16 protein-coding genes are annotated in these 17,267 nt (G+C 71.3%); 7 read left to right on the top strand and 9 right to left on the bottom strand.

Annotated elements, in window-relative coordinates; translation table 11 throughout:
• Positions 1 to 1,134 (top strand): glutamate--cysteine ligase, encoded by a 1,134-nt coding sequence (locus tag J3P44_RS02150; protein WP_255888582.1) that lies wholly within the window; start codon positions 1 to 3, stop codon positions 1,132 to 1,134.
• Between the two features lie 96 nt (positions 1,135 to 1,230).
• Positions 1,231 to 2,634 (top strand): WS/DGAT/MGAT family O-acyltransferase, encoded by a 1,404-nt coding sequence (locus tag J3P44_RS02145; RefSeq protein WP_255888581.1) that lies wholly within the window; start codon positions 1,231 to 1,233, stop codon positions 2,632 to 2,634.
• A 46-nt stretch (positions 2,635 to 2,680) separates the two neighbouring features.
• On the opposite strand, the gene J3P44_RS02140 is transcribed toward J3P44_RS02145, so the two are convergent.
• Positions 2,681 to 3,871: a site-specific DNA-methyltransferase gene (locus tag J3P44_RS02140; protein ID WP_255888580.1), complete on the bottom strand. Its 1,191-nt coding sequence runs from the start codon at positions 3,869 to 3,871 to the stop codon at positions 2,681 to 2,683.
• Positions 3,872 to 3,987: 116 nt separating this feature from the next.
• Between J3P44_RS02140 and J3P44_RS02135 the strand changes: the two genes are divergently transcribed.
• Positions 3,988 to 5,400 carry a phosphodiester glycosidase family protein gene (locus J3P44_RS02135; RefSeq protein ID WP_255888579.1) on the top strand — a complete coding sequence of 471 codons (1,413 nt, stop codon included), beginning with the start codon at positions 3,988 to 3,990 and terminating at the stop codon, positions 5,398 to 5,400.
• Positions 5,401 to 5,403: 3 nt separating this feature from the next.
• On the opposite strand, the gene J3P44_RS02130 is transcribed toward J3P44_RS02135, so the two are convergent.
• On the bottom strand, positions 5,404 to 6,018 hold the full coding sequence (locus tag J3P44_RS02130) for a hypothetical protein (RefSeq protein WP_255888578.1): 615 nt from the start codon (positions 6,016 to 6,018) through the stop codon (positions 5,404 to 5,406).
• A gap of 113 nt (positions 6,019 to 6,131) precedes the next feature.
• Here J3P44_RS02130 and J3P44_RS02125 point away from each other — a divergent pair, with 113 nt between their 5' ends.
• On the top strand, positions 6,132 to 7,160 hold the full coding sequence (locus J3P44_RS02125) for a GTP pyrophosphokinase (RefSeq protein ID WP_305121866.1): 1,029 nt from the start codon (positions 6,132 to 6,134) through the stop codon (positions 7,158 to 7,160).
• 58 nt (positions 7,161 to 7,218) lie between these two features.
• Positions 7,219 to 8,388 (top strand): calcium:cation antiporter, encoded by a 1,170-nt coding sequence (locus J3P44_RS02120; protein ID WP_255888577.1) that lies wholly within the window; start codon positions 7,219 to 7,221, stop codon positions 8,386 to 8,388.
• A 91-nt stretch (positions 8,389 to 8,479) separates the two neighbouring features.
• On the opposite strand, the gene J3P44_RS02115 is transcribed toward J3P44_RS02120, so the two are convergent.
• From J3P44_RS02115 to J3P44_RS02095, 5 genes are read right to left on the bottom strand one after another with little or no spacing between them, the layout of a single operon-like run.
• Positions 8,480 to 9,295, bottom strand: coding sequence for an ABC transporter substrate-binding protein (locus J3P44_RS02115; protein WP_255888576.1), 816 nt, complete (start codon positions 9,293 to 9,295; stop codon positions 8,480 to 8,482).
• Positions 9,296 to 9,299: 4 nt separating this feature from the next.
• The gene (locus J3P44_RS02110; RefSeq protein ID WP_255888575.1) at positions 9,300 to 9,896 is read right to left on the bottom strand and encodes a GTP-binding protein; all 597 of its coding nucleotides are present in this window, start codon (positions 9,894 to 9,896) and stop codon (positions 9,300 to 9,302) included.
• Positions 9,877 to 10,245: a DUF742 domain-containing protein gene (locus J3P44_RS02105; protein WP_255888574.1), complete on the bottom strand. Its 369-nt coding sequence runs from the start codon at positions 10,243 to 10,245 to the stop codon at positions 9,877 to 9,879. The genes J3P44_RS02110 and J3P44_RS02105 overlap by 20 nt, the downstream gene beginning before the upstream one ends.
• Before the next feature lie 13 nt (positions 10,246 to 10,258).
• Positions 10,259 to 10,693: a roadblock/LC7 domain-containing protein gene (locus J3P44_RS02100; protein WP_255888573.1), complete on the bottom strand. Its 435-nt coding sequence runs from the start codon at positions 10,691 to 10,693 to the stop codon at positions 10,259 to 10,261.
• A complete protein-coding gene (locus J3P44_RS02095) occupies positions 10,690 to 14,016 on the bottom strand; it encodes a sensor histidine kinase (RefSeq protein ID WP_255888572.1) in 3,327 nt (1,108 codons plus the stop codon). The genes J3P44_RS02100 and J3P44_RS02095 overlap by 4 nt, the downstream gene beginning before the upstream one ends.
• A 292-nt stretch (positions 14,017 to 14,308) precedes the next feature.
• Here J3P44_RS02095 and J3P44_RS02090 point away from each other — a divergent pair, with 292 nt between their 5' ends.
• Positions 14,309 to 15,490 (top strand): endonuclease, encoded by a 1,182-nt coding sequence (locus tag J3P44_RS02090; RefSeq protein ID WP_255888571.1) that lies wholly within the window; start codon positions 14,309 to 14,311, stop codon positions 15,488 to 15,490.
• 20 nt (positions 15,491 to 15,510) lie between these two features.
• On the opposite strand, the gene J3P44_RS02085 is transcribed toward J3P44_RS02090, so the two are convergent.
• Both J3P44_RS02085 and J3P44_RS02080 read right to left on the bottom strand, forming a co-directional pair.
• Positions 15,511 to 16,017 (bottom strand): flavin reductase family protein, encoded by a 507-nt coding sequence (locus J3P44_RS02085; RefSeq protein ID WP_255888570.1) that lies wholly within the window; start codon positions 16,015 to 16,017, stop codon positions 15,511 to 15,513.
• A 96-nt stretch (positions 16,018 to 16,113) separates the two neighbouring features.
• On the bottom strand, positions 16,114 to 16,248 hold the full coding sequence (locus J3P44_RS02080; protein WP_255888569.1) for a hypothetical protein: 135 nt from the start codon (positions 16,246 to 16,248) through the stop codon (positions 16,114 to 16,116).
• 81 nt (positions 16,249 to 16,329) lie between these two features.
• Here J3P44_RS02080 and J3P44_RS02075 point away from each other — a divergent pair, with 81 nt between their 5' ends.
• Positions 16,330 to 17,265, top strand: coding sequence for an acyl-ACP desaturase (locus tag J3P44_RS02075; RefSeq protein ID WP_255888568.1), 936 nt, complete (start codon positions 16,330 to 16,332; stop codon positions 17,263 to 17,265).
• Positions 17,266 to 17,267 lie beyond the last annotated feature (2 nt).

The raw sequence follows: 17,267 nt of genomic DNA, 5'->3' as shown, positions 1-17,267 counted from the left end.
ATGCGCATCGACTTCCACGCGTCGCCCAAGCCGACACTGGGCGTGGAGTGGGAGCTCGCGCTCGTCGACGGCGTCAGCCGCGACCTCGTCAGCATCGCCTCCGAGGTGCACGAGCTGGCCGCTGGGCGCCTCGACGAGCCGCAGCGCCTGCACAAGGAGCTGCTGCGCAACACCGTCGAGGTCGTGACCGGCGTCTGCGACACCGTGGGCGAGGCCGTGAGCGACCTCCGCGACACGCTCGGTGTCGTCGCGCCCGCCGCCCGCGAGCTCGGCGCCGACCTGCTGGGCGCCGGATCGCACCCGTTCGCCGACTGGTCCCACCAGCAGCTGACCGAGGGCCACCGCTACGCCGAGCTCATCAACCGCACCCAGTGGTGGGGCCGGCAGATGCTGATCTGGGGCGTCCACGTGCACGTCGGCATGCCCGAGCGCGGCCGGGTGATGCCGGTCCTCGCCTCGCTGCTGACGACGTACCCCCACCTGCTCGCGCTGTCGGCGAGCTCGCCGATCTGGGCCGGCCAGGACACCGGCTACGCCTCCAACCGGGCCCTGATGTTCCAGCAGCTGCCGACCGCCGGGCTCCCCTTCACCTTCGACACCTGGGAGGAGTTCGAGAAGTGCATCGCCGACCAGACGACGACCGGGATCATCGAGTCGATGGCCGACGTGCGCTGGGACCTGCGGCCGTCGCCGCAGCTCGGCACCCTGGAGCACCGCGTCTGCGACGGGATGTCCGACCTCGGTGAGCTCGCGGCCCTGACGGCGCTCGTCCACTGCCTGGTCGTCGACCTCGACACCCGTCTCGCCGCGGGCGAGAGGCTCCCGACGCTGCCGCCCTGGCAGGTGCAGGAGAACAAGTGGCGTGCCGCCCGCTACGGCCTGGACGCGATCGTGATCATCGACGACCGCAACCACGAGCGACTCGTCACCGACGACGTCGCCGACCTGCTGGAGCGGCTCACCCCGGTGGCCAGGCGGCTCGGCTGCGAGGCCGAGCTGCGGACCGTCGCCGACATCCCGGCCCGGGGGGCGTCCTACCAGCGGCAGCGGGCGGTGGCGCACGAGTCGGGCGGCGACCTCGTCGCCGTCGTCGACGCGCTGGTCGACGAGCTCGCCCACTCGCTGGAGTCCTGAGCCGAGACCTGAGACTCTGGGCGCCCTCACTTGTGGCGGTGCTCGCGGGACGAGAGGATGCCCGGACGCTCCCAGACCGGGGGCAGAGGAGGTCACGTGGTCCACCCGATCGACCCGACCGCGACCGGCTTCCTGCTGGCCGAGAACCGCAACATGCCGATGCACGTCGGCGGGCTACAGCTCTTCGAGAAGCCCGCGGGAGCCGGGCGCAGCTACGTCCGCGAGATGTACGAGCAGATGCGCGATGTCGAGGAGATCGCCCCGCTGTTCCTCAAGCACCCGCACCGCTCGGCCCGCACGGCCGGCCAGCTGGTGTGGCAGCCCGACGAGCAGTTCGACATCGAGCACCACGTGCGGCACAGCGCGCTGCCCAAGCCGGGACGGATCCGCGAGCTCCTCGAGCTCTGCTCACGGCTGCACAGCACCCGCCTCGCCTGGGAGCGTCCCCTGTGGGAGGCCCACGTCATCGAGGGCCTGCGCGACGGTCGCGTGGCGATGTACACCAAGACCCACCACGCCCTCGTCGACGGCGTCTCGGCGATGCGCCTGCTGGCCAGCGTGCTCTCCACCGACCCCGACGAGCGCAACATGCCGGCTCCGTGGGCGAAGCGTCCGCCCAGGCCGCGCGAGGACGAGGTCCCCGGCGAGGGCGCGTCGCTCTCCGACGTCTCCGCGACCACGGTGCGTACGGCGCTCGCGATCGCGTCCGAGGCCGCCGGCATGCCCGGTGCGCTGATCCGCACCCTCAACAAGAGCGTGCGCAACGAGACCTCCGCCCTGTCGCTCTACGCCCCGCGCACGATCCTCAACCAGAGCATCACCGGCTCGCGCCGCTTCGCCGCGCAGGACTGGCCGGTCGAGCGGCTGCGCGCCGTCGGCAGGTCGACCGGCACGACGATCAACGACGTGGTGCTGGCGATGGTCAGCGGTGCGATGCGCACCTACCTCGCCGAGCTCGACGCGCTGCCCGACACCACGCTGGTCTCGATGGTCCCGGTCGGGCTCGCGGCCAAGCAGTCCCACCTGGCCTCCTCCGACGGCGGCAACGCCGTGGGCGCCGTGATGGTCCAGCTCGGCACGCACCTGCCCGACCCGGCCCAGCGGCTGTCAGCCATCCATCGCTCGATGAAGGACGGCAAGGAGGGTCTCTCGGCGATGACTCCGGCCCAGATCCTCGCGATGAGCGCTCTCGGACAGGCGCCGGCGATCCTCGGCCCGGTCCTGCGGATGCAGGGCATCGTGCGACCGCCCTACAACCTCATCGTCAGCAACGTCCCGGGCCCGCGTACGACCCACTACTGGAACGGCGCGAAGCTGACCGGCACCTACCCCCTCTCCATCCCGATCAACGGCATGGCGCTCAACATCACCTGCACGTCCTACGACGGCAAGATGTGCTTCGGGCTGACCGGCTGCCGCCGCACCGTGCCCCACCTGCAGGTGCTGCTCCAGTACCTCGACGACGAGCTGAAGGCGCTCGAGAGGGCCGCCGGGGTCTGACCTGCCGCTGGTCGAGCGGTTTCGTGACGGTCGCTGCGCGACCTCCTCAACCAACGGAGGTCTCGAGCCCGCCGCCGACGCACTCGGCGACCGCGGCCAGCCGGGCGCGGGTGATGTCGGCGACGGTCGCCAGGCCCGCGAGCCGGGCGTTGGAGCCCTCCCGCGTCGGCTCGGTGGAGTTGATGCTGATGCAGCGGCGGGTGCCGCCGTCCGCGGCGTTGGCCAGCGCGACCGCGTGACCGGTGGTGCCGCTGCCGGCGAACGGGTCGAGCACCACCACGTCACGGGGCACGGTCTCGAGGATCCGCCGCACCAGCCCGGTCGGCTTCGGCGACTCGAAGACGTGGCCGACCAGGGCCTTGAGCTCGGCGACTGCGGTGTCGGTCGAGCCGATCTCCTCCGCCAGCCAGATGGTCCGCAGCTTCTTGCGACGTCCGCCCTCGCGGTGCAGCCAGTCCCGCTGGAAGATGTCGACCCGCGCGCCCGTACGCCCGCGGATCACGCGGCACTCCAGGTCGTCGGGGCGCTCGTCGACACGCGGTCGCGACCAGCGCCACACGGCCGGGCGCCCGTCGCCGAACACCGGGGTGAGGGCCTGGCTCCCGGGGAACTCGGTCGTGGCGACGCGGCCCGTGACGGGGTCGCCGTGCAGCGCGAAGTGCAGGGTCGGGGCGCTCACCGGGTTGAACTTCTTGTTGGTGTTGCGCAGCGGGAGGTAGCGGAAGCGTCGCCCGTCCGGCGTGCGCAGCGGGAAGTCGGCCTCGTCGACGGACGCGGTCGAGCTGCCGTCGACCGCGCACGACGACAGGTTCCGGGCGTACGCCAGGACGTACTCGTGGCTGGTCGCGAACCCCCGGCCGAGCTGGCGGCCCTTGGGGTTGAGGTTCACCACGATCTGCGCGAGGAAGTTGGCCTCCCCGAACACCTCGTCCATCAGCAGCCGCAGGTGCGCCGCCTCGTTGTCGTCGATGCTCATGAAGACCGCGCCGTGGGGTGCCAGCACCTCGCGCACGGCCTCCAGCCGCGGGCGCATCATCGCCGTCCACGCGGCGTGCCGGCCGGCGTACGGATCGGCGTGGGCGTCGTCGCGGAAGCGGTCGGCGTAGGCGAAGTCGTTGCCGGTGTTGTAGGGAGGGTCGGTGTAGACGAGGTCCACGGAGCCTGGCTCGAGGCGGGGCAGCACGTCGAGGTTGTCGCCGGCGTGGAAGGTGTTCCACACAGGGGGCGTCTCGGGCACGCCCGGCAGCCTAGGCGCTCGCCGGCGTCCGGGAGGGGGTGGACAGCCTGACGCGCCGCAGCGCCGGTGTTCCCAATTTTCCCACCAGTCCCACGACGTCCTTTACTCTGGAACGCGTGTCTGTCTTCCCGCGCCGCTCCCTGCCCTCCCAGCTGACCCGCAGCCGGGCCCTGACCTTCACCACCGCCGGGGTGCTCGTCGCCGGCCTCGGGGTCGGCCCGTCGGTCGCCGACGACGGCGACCCGAGCGGTGAGTCGACGACCTCCAGCCGTGCGGAGCTCACGTCAGGCGGCAAGAGCGGCTACCGCGGTCGCAACCAGACCTCGGACGGCAAACCGGGCGTCGTGGTCGGCGACCCGGTCAACGGGCGTGGCCGCGCCGCGGTGGTCGCCAACGAGACGACGTACGAGATCGCGCCCGGCGTGACGCTGCGCGAGTGGGACCAGGTGGACGGCCGCCAGCCGATCGGGCAGGTCCGGATGAACCTGGTGACGGTCAACCTCGACGCTGCCAGCATCAGCTTCGGCGCCCTGACCCCCAGCTTCGTCACCAGCCGCCGCACGGTGAGCCAGCTCGGCCGGTGGAGCGGCGCCCTCGCCGCGGTCAACGGCGACTTCTTCGACATCGGTCGCACGGACGCGCCCCTCGGCGTGACCATCGACGACGGCGGCGTGCTCACCGGGTCGCGCGAGGGGTGGATCCCCGGCGTGAACTCCACCCTGTGGTTCGACGAGTCGGGCCCGCACGTCAGCCCGCTGAGCGTGCAGTACACCATCCGGCAGCAGCGCGACTGGCTCGTCAGCGGCTTCAACCACCCGCGCGTGCCGCGCGGCCAGATCGGGGTCTTCACCCACGCCTTCAACCGGACCAAGGGATACGACGTCACCGGCGGGAAGAAGAACGCCCGCGAGGTCGTGCTCCGCAAGAACCGGGTGGTCTCCAACCGGAGCCAGCTCTCGTCCGGCCGGAAGATCCGCTCCAAGGATCGGGTGCTCATCGGCGTCGGGAAGGCAGCCAAGCAGCTCAAGAGCGTGCAGCCGCGGCAGCGGATCACCTTGTCGAAGCGGATCGAGGGTGGCCGCCCGACGGCAGCGATCAGCGGCGACCGACCGCTGCTCGTCAACGGGGTGCGCACCGTCATCAACAACACCATCGCCCACCCGCGTACGGCGGTCGGCATCGACGCCGACGGGCGCAAGCTGCACATCCTCGTCGTGGACGGGCGATCGGCGGTCAGCCGCGGCTACACGATGGTCGAGCTCGCCGACTTCATGACGGCGCTCGGGGTGGAGAACGCGATCAACCTCGACGGTGGCGGCTCGTCGGCGATGTACACCCGCAACGGCACCGGCGCCATGGCGATCGTCAACGAGCCGTCGGACGGCAGCGAGCGCAAGGTGCCCAACGGCTTCGGCCTGTTCTACGGGGCCCCGCTGCCGCCAGTGGTCCCGATCCTGCCCACGCCCACGCCCACCCCGACCCCGACCCCGACGGTGACGCCGACTCCGCCGGCCCCGACGCCGTCCTGAGGCTCAGGCGTTCGGCGCGTTGAAGAGGACCACGTAGGTGACCGGCGCCAGGCACTGGACGCCCTTCTTCGGCAGCCGGGGGATGACCTCGAAGCCCGCCTCTCCCGCCTCGACGGCGACCCCGCGGGGCGCGTCGCAGCCGATGGAGACGGTCGCGCCGTAGGTCGTGGAGTCCGGCGCCTGCTCCATGGCGTCCACCGCCGCGGCGCTCACCGTGTCGCCGAAGCGGCCCTCGAACTGCGCGCCGAAGTCGGCCCTGGCCTGGTCGGTGTCGAGCGCGAAGGCGAGCGTCGACTCGGCACCGCCCGCCTCCGTGGCGCTGAGGAGGGTGGCCTCGGTGACGCCTGCCGAGCCGATCGCCTCGATCGTCTCGAGCGAGCCGCTGCCGGTCTCGGGTGTGCTCGTCTCCGTCGGGGACTCGGCGGGGGCGTCCTCCGCGGGTGGAGGTGTGCTGGAGGAGGGGGCCGGGTCGGTCGCGGTGTCGTCGCCACCGCCGGACGCACCGTCTGAGCCGCAGCCGGTGAGACCGGCTGACAGGGCGATGCCTGCGGCGAGGACGAGGGCGGACCGGGTGCGGGCGCCCGAGCGGCGCAGTGAGGTGCTCAACGTGGATGTCATGGTGATCTGACGATAGCCACCCCGCGGCCGCTCCCCCGCCAGGCTCGTCGTCGGGGCTCGTCGGCCGGGCTCGTCGTGACCGGCCGGCCTGCCGGTCTGGCAGGGTGTGCGCCATGAGCGAGCCTGGATCCGCCGAGCGGGAGCCGGTGCGTGAGGCCGTACGCACCTACGCCTCGCGTCAGCCGCAGCTCGCCGCCGCGACGGCGGGCTACGTCACGCTGATCCGCACCCTGCTCGACGACGCCGGGATCGACTACCTCAGCGTCACCGGGCGTACCAAGAGCGTGGCCTCGTTCGCGGCCAAGGCCAACCGCACCGAGGACGGCAGCCCCCTCTACCCCGAGCCGCTCGGGCAGATCACCGACCAGATCGGCGTACGCGTCATCACCTACGTCCACAGCGACGTCGCCGCCGTGGCCGAGCTCCTCGCCGACGAGCTCACCATCCTCGACGACCGCGACCTCGGCGAGGAGACCGCCCGGTCGGGCCGCTTCGGCTATGCCAGCCGCCACCTGCTGGTGCGCACGACCGACGGGCCGGCGCAGGGCGAGCCGGGCGACGGCGACGCCCACGCGGACCTCGCCGGCCATCGAGCCAGCGTCCAGGTGCGGACGGTCCTGCAGCACGCGTGGGCCGAGTTCGAGCACGACATCCGCTACAAGGGCAACGTCCCCGAGGACGCGGCGGCCGACCTCGACCGTCGCTTCACCCTCGCCGCCGGGCTGATCGAGCTCGCCGACCGCGAGTTCGCGACCATCCGCGAGCGGATCCAGGCCGCGGCACCCGGCAACCCGACCGAGGGCGAGGCCGACCACATCGTCGGCCAGGACCTCGCCACCTTCCTGGCCGGCCACTACAGCGACGCCGGCTGGTCGCACACCGACCACTACGACTGGATCGCCGGCCTCCTGGCCGAGCTCGGCATCGACACCGTCGACGACCTCGGCGACCTGCTCACCTCGGTGGACGCCGACGCGGTGATCCGCCGGATGGGCTACCGCTACCCCGCCGGAGCCGTACGCCGCCTCGACGACGCCCTGCTGGCGATCTTCGGCGAGCAGTACGTCACGCTCGCCGGCAACAGCCACCGGGTCCCGTTGCTGCGGGCACGGCTCGAGAAGCTCACCACCCCCGAGAGCTGAGCGGGAGCAGGCTCGAGGGCTGAGTCGAGGGCTGGGCCGGGGTCCCTAGGGTGGCGGCATGCCCCGGCTCTCGTGGACGACCGTCACTCCCCTCCTGGCTGCCGTGGCGCTGGTGCTGACGTGGGGACGGCACCCGGGATCGCTCGTGCTGGCCGTGCTCGCGCTGCTGCTCGTCGGTGCCGTGCTCGCGGCGGTGCACCACGCCGAGGTCGTCGCGCACCGCGTGGGCGAGCCCTACGGCTCGCTGGTCCTCGCGGTCGCGGTCACGATCATCGAGGTGGGACTCATCGTCACCCTCATGGTGACCACCGACAAGGACACCGCGGGCCTGGCCCGCGACACGGTCTTCGCCGCGGTGATGATCACCGTCAACGGCATCGTCGGCATCTCGCTGCTCGTCGGGGCGCTCAAGCACCACCTCGCGGTCTTCAACCCGGAGGGCACCGGTGCCGCCCTGGCCACGGTGATCGCGCTGGCGGTGCTGTGCCTGGTCGTCCCGTCGGTGACGACCTCGGAGCCGGGGCCGGAGTTCACCGGAGCCCAGCTGACCTTCGCCGCCATCGCGTCGCTGGCGCTCTACGGGATGTTCGTCTTCACCCAGACCATCCGGCACCGCGACTTCTTCCTCCCGGTGACCCAGGGCGGGCACTCGCCGTTGGTCACCTCGGCCGGCGAGGCCGCCGCCCACCGCGCCGCCGGAGGCGACAGCGCCGGCTCCTTCGAGCACGACCCGGTCGACCTCGACGAGGACGGTCACGCCGACCCGCCCACCGACCGTGCGGCCTACACCAGCCTCGCCCTGCTCGTGGCGTCCCTCGTGGCCGTCGTGGGGCTGGCCAAGATCGAGTCCCCGGCCATCGAGTCGGGCGTCGCCGCGCTCGGGTTCCCCCACGCGGTGGTCGGCGTGGTCATCGCACTCCTCGTGCTCGCCCCCGAGACGATCGCGGCGGTCCGCGCCGCCACGCGCAACCGCGTCCAGGTCAGCCTCAACCTGGCGCTCGGGTCGGCGATGGCGTCCATCGGCCTCACCATCCCCGCCATCGCCGTCGCCTCCCTGTGGCTCGACGGCCCGCTCGAGCTCGGGCTCAACCAGCTGCAGAGCGTGCTGCTGCTCCTGACGGCCGCGGTGGCGATCCTGACGGTCGTACCGGGTCGGGCCAAGCCGCTGCAAGGAGGCGTGCACCTCGTCCTGCTGGCGGCGTTCCTCTTCCTCACCGTCGCCCCGTAGACCCGGGGGCGCCACAGCCATGCCGCCATCCTGGCCGGGACGCACGACGACGCCGACCCGGTCGGGGGGACCGGATCGGCGTCGATGTGGATCAGTCGAAGTACTTGTTGAAGATCTTGTTGTAGGTGCCGTCCTCACGGAGGTCGGCGATGGTGCTGTTGATCGTGCGCAGCAGCGGGATGTTGCCGTCCTTCCTCACCGCCATGCCGTACTGCTCGCCGGTGTCGAACTCGCGGGCGAGCTTGAGCCTCGGGTTGTCGGTGACGACCTGACCGGACACCGTGTTGTCGAGCATCGCCGCGTCGAGCTCCCCGGCCTCGAGCGCCTCCAGCAGGTCGGCGAAGTCCTCGTAGGGGACGACCTCGGTGCCCTCGGGTGCGTAGTCGCCCATGTAGATCTCACCGGTGGTGTCCTGGTGCACGCCGACGCGGGTGCCACTCAGCTCGGCGATCTCGTCGAGGCCCGAGCCGCGCGGCGTGACGAGGGCCTGCTTGGCGTCGAAGTACGGGCTGGAGAAGTCGAGGACACGAGCCCGTTCACCGGTGACGGTGATGGCCGAGATGGCCACGTCGCACACGTCGTTGTTGAGCGAGGTGCCCGAGATGATGTCGTCGAAGGCGACGTCGACCACGTCGAGGTCGACCTTGAGCTCATCGGCGACCTTCCGCACCAGGTCGATGTCGAAACCGGTCGGCTTTCCCTTCTCCTCGTACTCGAACGGCGCGTAGGGCATGTCCGTGCACACGGTGAGCGCGCCCTCGAAGACCGGCGAGACGTCACTGAGGGCGTCCGTGGACTCCCCGCTGGCGCTGCCACCGCAGGCGCTCAGCGTGACCATCAGGACCGCTGAGGACAGGGCTGCTGCCGCGGCGCGGGCAGGGTGGGGACGACGAGCTGCTCGGGTCATGTCACTAGTTCGCATTCGCGGTGAGCGACTCACGAAGTCGCATGAGGGAGTATTCGGTGATCTTCACGAGCGCACCCTTGGCCTGCTCGCGGTCGCGGGCGTCGAGGCTGATGATCGGCACCTCGGCCGGCAGGGCCAGCGCGGCGGCGATCTCCTCGACGGGGTAGCGCGGCACGCCGTCGAACTCGTTGACGGCGACGATGAAGGGGATGCCCTTGGACTCGAAGTAGTCCAGTGGCGAGAACGACTCGTCGAGGCGCGCCACGTCGACCAGCACGATGGCGCCGATGGCACCGCGGCACAGGTCGTCCCACATGAACCAGAAGCGGCGCTGTCCCGGCGTACCGAAGAGGTAGAGGACCAGGTCCTCGGCCAGGGTGAGGCGACCGAAGTCCATGGCCACCGTCGTGGTGGCCTTGGTGGGCACGGCGGCCAGATCGTCGACGCCCTCGGACTCGTTGGTGACGAGCGCCTCGGTGCGCAGCGGGTCGATCTCCGACACGGCGCCGACGAGCGTCGACTTGCCGACGCCGAAGCCGCCGGCGATGACGATCTTCGTCGAGGCAGCCGCTCGCTGTGCCTTAGTAGTTTCGAAGTCCACGGAGGGTCCTTTCGATGAGCTCGAGTCGCTCATCTGTCGACGTCTTGTCGTTGATGGTGGCCTGGATTCGCACGAGACCCTGCTCGATGAGGTCACCCAGCAGCACCCGGGTGACGCCGATCGGCATCTTGGTCAGTGCCGACACCTCGGCGACGGAACGCCGATCGCAGACCTCGAGAACCTGCGCGGCAGAGGGGGTGAGGACGGGCGCCTCCGCACCGGCCTGGAGGCGCAGGGTGGCCTCCATGGCCAGGTCGACATTGGTTGCCGTCCGGCCCGCGGTGAGTGTGTAGGACCGGATGAGACGAGGGCGGTATGCCTCGTCCTCCGGCTCGAGTGGCGGCGTCATGACACGAGTCCGGTCAGCCGCCCGTACCGACGCGGGCCTGAGCCTCGACGGTACGTCCCACGCGGTCCACCAGGAGGGCCATCTCGTAGCCGACCTGGCCGATGTCGGCCTCCTCGGTGGTGAGCACGGTGAGGTTCGACCCGTCACCGACGCTCATCAGCATGAGGAAGCCCATCTCCATCTCCACGATGGTCTGCATCACCGAGCCGCCCTCGAAGAGGCGCGCGGCACCGACCGCGAGGCTGGCGAGACCGGAGGAGACGGCAGCCACCTGCTCGGCGCGCTCACCAGGGATGCTGGTGCTCGAGGCCATCAGGAGACCGTCGGCGGAGACCAGGATGGCGTGCGCGGCGTCGGGAACCTCTTCGACGAAGCGCGACATCACCCAGTCGAGGTCGCGGTCGTCACCAGCGGCGCTGGCGGCGGGGGCGGAGGATTCGTGCGTCATGCGGGGCCTGCTTCCGTGTGCTGTGGGGGACTTTGGGCTGCTCGTCGACCGCGGGAGACTCCCGCGGTGTGTGCCTGGAGCCGGCGACGGATGGCTTCGGGGTCACGCGTCTTGGCCGCCACGGGCGGGGTAACGCTACCCGGAACCAGACGCTCTCCGGGGGCGCGTCGCGGAAGTCCGGTGACCGTGGACTCGGCGACGGGAACCTCGTCGACGTGCTCGGCGATCTCCCAGCCGCGGTCGACCTCGGTCTCGTGCCACTCGCCCTCACCCTCGTCGGCGAGCCAGCCTGAACGCATCGACTTGAAGATCGGCGAGTCGCCGCCGGCACGGGCCGGCTCGGCACCGTTGCGAGGCAGACCGTTGGGGGACGCACCGTTGGGGGACGCACCGTTGGGGGACGCACCGTTGTGGTGCGGACCGGTTGGGGCGGCCTCGACGAACGCGGCGGGGGCCTCGACAACAGGCTCCTCGGCGGGCGTCTCGGCGACCGGCTCCTCGAAGGTCTCCTCGACAGCTTCCTCGGCCGGCGCGGGCTCCTCGGCGACGGGCTCGGCGACCGGCTCGGGCTGGCGGGGCGTCCCCAGGCCCAGCGGGTCGTCGGCGTCGACCTCGATGTGGTGCTCGTCGACCTCCGCGGCGGGCTGGGCCTCCGGCTCGGGCTCGGGCTCGGCCGCAACGACCGGCTCGGGCTCGGGCTCCGACTCGGGCTCGTCCTCGGCGACGGGCTCGGCCGCCTCGAAGGCGTCCGCCGGCAGCGGGTCGGACAGCGGGTCGTGGGCCCGGGCGGGCTCCTCGACGGGCACGGGAGCAGTCTCCTCGGGAGCAGTCTCCTCGGCGACGGGCTCGTCGGCGACGGGCTCCTCGACGGGCTCCTCGGCGACGGGCTCCTCGACGGGCTCCTCGACGACGGGCTCCTCGACGACGGGCTCGGAGACCCGCGCCTCCTGGGCCTGGGCCCGCTGACGTGCGGCCAGTGCGGTGATCGGGACGACCCGGGCGACCTTCTCGGCCTTGGTCGGCTCCGAGGACTCGGCTGCGTCGGCACCCACGCCGTCAGTCGACGTCGCGTCGGCAGGCGTGCGCTTGCCGAACAGCGGTCCGCTGGCGCTGGAGGTCTCCGGAGGGAGGAACGCGTCCGCACCCGTGCGGGGCATGTTGGCGCCCGGCTCGCGACGCGGCAGCAGGCTCTCGAGGGACGGCCGGCCAGGCGTACCGGTTGAGTCGTCGGCATCGGGCGCGGCGGCGGCCTTCGCGGCGGCCTCCTGCTCGGCGGCCTCCTCGGCAGCCTTGGCCTCGGCGGCCCGGGAGGCTGCCTCGACCTCGTCGGCAGCGGCCTTCTCGGCGGCGGCCTTACCGGCAGCCTTCTCCGCGGCCTTGGCCTGGGCCTTCTCGGCACGCGAGCGGTTGCGGGCCTCGCGCTTGGACACCTCGTGCGTCTCGACGGTGCGGGACTCGAGGGTCTCCGCCGACTCCGCAGGGGAGGTGGCCGGTGCCGCTGTCTGCGGCAGCTCGGGCAGGATCGACGGCGGGAGCAGGACGGTGGCCGTCATGCCGCCACCGGGGTTGCGGGCCAGGTGGGCCTCGATGCCGTGGCGCTCGGCGAGGCGGGAGACCACGAACAGACCCATGCGTCGTGCGGTGTCGGGCGTCGCCTCGGCGCCGTGCGCCAGGTCGCGGTTGAGCTGCTCCAGCTCGGCGGCCGGGACGCCCAGGCCAGAGTCGGTGACCGTGATGGTCACACCGTCGGCGCCCAGCTTGGCGGCCAGGCGGACCGGCTCGGCCGGCGGCGAGTAGGTCAGCGCGTTGTCGACCAGCTCGGTGAGCAGGTGGACCACGTCGGGAGCTGCGTCCTCGCCGACGCGGGTGCCCAGGTTCGACAGGATCTGCACGCGCTGGTAGTCCTGCACCGCGGAGGTCGCGGCCTGGAGGGTCTCCCCGACGCTGAGGCTGAAGTGGCCGGCTGCACGGTTGGGCGCGTCGGCGAGGATCAGCAGCGAGTCGGCCGTACGACGCATGCGCGAGGCGAGGTGGTCGAGGCGGAACAGCGACTCGAGGCGCTTGGGGTCTTCCTCGTCGTGCTCGAGGCGCTCGATCTGGGCCAGCTGCTGGTTGACCAGCGAGTTGGACCGGCGCGACAGCGTCACGAACATCGCGTTGACCGTCTGGCGGAGCTGGGCCTCACCGGAGGCGAGGTGGATGGCCTGGCGGTGGAGGTCGTCGACCGCTCGCGCGACCTGGCCGATCTCCTCGTTGGTGGTGACGTCGATCGTCGTGATCGGCTCAGGCTCCTGGCCCGCACGGATCCGGGCGACGGCGTCGGGCAGGCGGTGGCGGGCCACCGCGAGGGCACCCTCACGCACCCGGCCGATCGGCTCCAGCAGGCTTCGGGCGATGACGAACGCGATGAGGATGGCTGCACCGAGGGCGATCAGCGTCATGACCGCTCCGACGAGCGCGGCGCGCTGTGCGTCGGAGGCCGCGTCGTCGAGCGAGGCGGTGACTCCGCTGATGAGCTTCTTGGTGATCTCGTCGTAGGGAGTGAAGGCGTCGCGTCCGCCGAGGTCGGTGACGGCGTCGTCGCGGATCTCGCCGGCGTGGCGGGTGTTGGCCGTACGCAGCGCGGCCGCCCACACCTCGCCGCCCTCGACGGCACCGGCGAGACGGTCGATGGCCGCCGCTTCCACGCCGAGCTCCGAGAAGAGGTCCTGGGAGGTGGACAGGGACAGCGTCCTGGCGGTCAGTCCCTGCTGCATGGCCAGCGAGAGACGACCGCTCATCGCCTGCGAGAGCTGCTCGAGGCGGGGCTCAGGCGTCTCCTGGGCGGCGTTCACGCTGGTGATCAGCTGCGAGACGCTGGACTCGAGCTGGCGGACCAGGGCGACCCAGGTGGCGGGGCCGAGCTCCTCGGCCCCCTCGGCGCGCAGCGCCTGGCTGAGGTCGAGCAGCGCGTTGACGTGGGCCTTCTGGAGGTCGTTGAGGTCGGCGCTGTCGCGCGTCTGCACGAGCGTCTCGGCGTCGGTGATGATGTCGTCGATCGAGTCGATCAGGTCGCCCTGGCTCGAGGCGCTGTCGGACTGCGCCGCGACCATGGCGGCCTCGGCCGCGGTCAGGTAGTCGACCGCGGGCTGGATGATCGTGACCTGCTTGGCGCCGGACGCGGCCTGCCGGGAGTCGCCGAGGTCGCCCTGCACCCGGAGACCACCGAGGGTGGCCGCGAGGAGCAGCGGGATCGCCAGGGCCAGCGCAATCTTGCGGCGCAGCGGCCAACCAGCGACCGAGAGACCCGCGCCCTTCCGGGACTGGGCTGCATCCAGAGTCATGTGTGCCTCGCGTTAGGGGGTGACTTCGCCGACGAAACGTGCCCGGCAGGACCGGAGCGAGACTCAACCTAAAGACTCTCGCGACATTCCGTGGCGTTTTCGCAGAACTGGGTATGACAAGGTGTAAGGAGGCGTAGAGGGACCTCGTTGAGCGTGCCGAGTGTCCCACCGGCACCACTGGTCACACCAGACCCGTTTCAGCAGGGGTGTCGAGTGACGGGTGAGGCACACGGGAAGCCTGTATCTTCGCCTCTCTTCCGCCCCGGGACGAGTTGCGGCAGGCTCACCGTCCATGACCCTCCTTCTCGGGAAGGGCAGGTCGTTCGCGGCCGCCCTTGTCACCTCCCTCGTCCTCTCCCTGTCGACGTCGCTGTCCGTGCTGGTGCTGCCCGCCCTCACCGGGCCCGCGCAGGCCGCCACGCCTCTCACCGTCAGCCAGGCCATCGGACAGCAGACCGGCGCCACGCAGACCGTGCGCGGCTACGTCGTGGGACAGCCGACCGCCACCAGCACCGTCGTACGCTCCGGCTTCCCCAGTGACTACGCACTCGCGATCGCCGACTCGGCCGGCCAGACGAACACGTCGTCGATGCTCTACGTCCAGATCCCCTCGGCCTTCCGGTCCCAGTGGGGACTGAGGTCCAACCCGTCCCTGATGGGCAAGCAGATCGACGTCACCGGCGCGCTGTCGGCGTACTTCTCGCACCCCGGCATGACGAGCACCTCGGCGTTCGCCCTCTCGAGCGGCGGTCCCACCGACCCACCACCGACCGGCGGCACGAGTCCGTGGGACTCGACCTACTACGCCCCGGCGGTCGGGAAGTCGGGCACGGCACTGCGCACCTCGCTGCACGACATCATCGACAACCACACGAAGCTGTCGTACGACGCGGTGTGGACCGCGCTGAAGGACACCGACCAGGACCCCGCCAACACCGCCAACGTGATCGAGCTCTACACCGGCCGCTCGATCTCGAAGGCGAACAACGGTGGCAACGCCGGCCAGTGGAACCGGGAACATGTCTTTGCTCAATCGCGGGGTGGCTTCACGACCAGCGCCGGACCCGGCACCGACCTGCACCACCTCCGTGCCGAGGACGTCACCGTCAACGGCACCCGGGGCAACAAGGACTTCGACAACGGCGGCTCCGCGGTGTCGGGTTGCAACGACTGCTGGACCGACTCCGACTCCTTCGAGCCGCGCGACGCGGTCAAGGGCGACGTGGCGCGGATGCTGCTCTACATGGCGGTGCGCTACGAAGGCGACGACGGCTTCACCAACCTCGAGATGAGCACCACCGTCGGCAGCGCCGTGCCGCGCCTGGGAGACCTCGACGTCCTGCTGCAGTGGAACGCCGCCGACCCGGTCGACGCCTTCGAGATGCGGCGCAACGACCGCATCCACGCCCAGTGGCAGGGCAACCGCAACCCGTTCATCGACCACCCGGAGTGGGCGGCCGCGATCTGGAACTGACGGGGGGCCCCCGCGGGACCTCAGGCCGGATGCCCCGGGTCGATGTCGTCCACGTCGTGGAAGGTCAGCCCGGGTTCCCCGTCCCGCGCGGTCACGGAGACCGGGTCGAGCACGAACCCGGTGTGGTCGCCCAGGTCGAGTCGCTCGCGCACGCGACCGACGAGCACGCGCGGGCAGTCGTCGAGGACGGGCACGCCGCCCGGCCCGGCCTGCCAGGTGCATCGCTCGAACTTGTCGACCTCGTCGCCCGTCTCGGCGCCGAACAGCTCGGCGAGCCCGTGCTGCTCCGGGCCGAGCAGGTGCACCGCCAGGAGGTCGGCGCCCAGCGCGACGGCGTGGGTGTGGTTGGCGACCGAGATGCAGACCAGGAAGCGCGGCGGGTCCAGGCTCACCTGGCTGCCGAACCCGACCAGGCAGCCGGACCGCTCACCGCCCTCCGCCACGGTGACGACGTACATGGGATAGTCCAGGCCGTCCACGAACGCCGAGAACTCCCTGGCCGCACGATCCCCTTCACGGACGTCCATGTCCTCACCGTAGCCAGCACGCCGCCCCGTCGACAGTGGAGCCCCCGGCCCGTAGGTACGGCCGGGGGCTCCACCGTCGCGTGGGCGAGGGCCGGGTCAGCCGCTCGAGCCGTGGCTGTGCGGCGGCACGACAGGGCCCTCGGAGGGCTGGACCACGACGAACCCCGGGCCCTGGAAGGCGTACTGGAACGCCTCGCCGGTGCCGCCGCGCAGCACCGACAGGGTCCACACCTCTGGTCACGCCGTGCCTTCCGGGTGTAGGCAGGGTCGCGAGGGCACGGCGTCCTCGCACTCACTTGAGGAGATGGATCGATGGCCGCTCTCGACACCGCCCAACTGCTGGCCGAGCTCGAGCCGACGGTCGAGGACAACCTCAACCGCCACCTCGCGCTGGCGGACGAGTGGATGCCGCACGAGTACGTGCCATGGAGCCTGGGGCGCGACTTCGCCGACCTGGGCGGCGAACCCTGGGAGCTGGCGCAGTCACAGCTCTCGCCGATCGCGCGGACCGCGCTCGAGGTCAACCTGCTGACCGAGGACAACCTGCCGAGCTATCACCGCGAGATCGACCGGGCGTTCGGCCGCGACAGCGCCTGGGGAACGTGGGTCAACCGCTGGACCGCCGAGGAGGGCCGGCACGCCTTCTGCATCCGTGACTACCTCCTCGTCACCCGCGGCGTCGATCCCGTCGAGCTGGAGCGCGCCCGCATGGAGACGATGGAGTCGGGCTACGAGGCGCTCGACAAGTCGTTGCTCAACGTCTGCGCCTACGTCTCCTTCCAGGAGCTCGCCACCCGCATCTCGCACCGCAACACCGGGCGCTACACCGAGGAGCCCATCGCCGACAAGCTGCTCAGCCGGGTCGCCAAGGACGAGAACCTGCACATGATCTTCTACCGCAACATCGTCACCGCGGCCCTCCAGCTGACACCGAGCCAGACGATGCGCGCGATCACCGAGGAGGTCGTCGACTTCCAGATGCCGGGCAGCGTGATCCCGGGCTTCTCGCGCAAGGCGGTGCAGATGGCCAAGGCCGGGATCTACGACCTGCGCATCCACCACGACGACATCGTCACTCCGCTGCTGCGGCAGTGGGGCGTCTGGGAGCTCGAGGGCCTCGACGAGGAGGGCGAGCGGGCGCGCGAGGAGCTCGCGGCCGCGGTCTCGGCCCTCGACGGGGAGGCGACCCGCTTCGTCGAGCGCCGCGCGGAGGCGGAGGCCAAGAAGGCCGCGCGCCAGTCGTCCTGACG

Origin of the sequence: Nocardioides astragali, from assembly GCF_024436375.1 — a bacterium.
GTDB classification, from domain to species: Bacteria; Actinomycetota; Actinomycetes; order Propionibacteriales; family Nocardioidaceae; genus Nocardioides; species Nocardioides astragali.
Note: the sequence above shows the minus strand (reverse complement) of the source record. Positions and strands in the feature narration are given on the sequence as shown.

Excerpts from the sequence above, each read along its gene's own strand:
- J3P44_RS02150 (WP_255888582.1), top strand. The coding sequence starts at position 1 with ATGCGCATCGACTTCCACGCGTCGCCCAAGCCGACACTGGGCGTGGAG.
- J3P44_RS02130 (WP_255888578.1), bottom strand. The coding sequence starts at position 6,018 with ATGACATCCACGTTGAGCACCTCACTGCGCCGCTCGGGCGCCCGCACC.
- J3P44_RS02125 (WP_305121866.1), top strand. The coding sequence starts at position 6,132 with ATGAGCGAGCCTGGATCCGCCGAGCGGGAGCCGGTGCGTGAGGCCGTA.
- J3P44_RS02120 (WP_255888577.1), top strand. The coding sequence starts at position 7,219 with ATGCCCCGGCTCTCGTGGACGACCGTCACTCCCCTCCTGGCTGCCGTG.
- J3P44_RS02115 (WP_255888576.1), bottom strand. The coding sequence starts at position 9,295 with ATGACCCGAGCAGCTCGTCGTCCCCACCCTGCCCGCGCCGCGGCAGCA.
- J3P44_RS02105 (WP_255888574.1), bottom strand. The coding sequence starts at position 10,245 with ATGACGCCGCCACTCGAGCCGGAGGACGAGGCATACCGCCCTCGTCTC.
- J3P44_RS02100 (WP_255888573.1), bottom strand. The coding sequence starts at position 10,693 with ATGACGCACGAATCCTCCGCCCCCGCCGCCAGCGCCGCTGGTGACGAC.
- J3P44_RS02095 (WP_255888572.1), bottom strand. The coding sequence starts at position 14,016 with ATGACTCTGGATGCAGCCCAGTCCCGGAAGGGCGCGGGTCTCTCGGTC.
- J3P44_RS02090 (WP_255888571.1), top strand. The coding sequence starts at position 14,309 with ATGACCCTCCTTCTCGGGAAGGGCAGGTCGTTCGCGGCCGCCCTTGTC.
- J3P44_RS02085 (WP_255888570.1), bottom strand. The coding sequence starts at position 16,017 with ATGGACGTCCGTGAAGGGGATCGTGCGGCCAGGGAGTTCTCGGCGTTC.
- J3P44_RS02075 (WP_255888568.1), top strand. The coding sequence starts at position 16,330 with ATGGCCGCTCTCGACACCGCCCAACTGCTGGCCGAGCTCGAGCCGACG.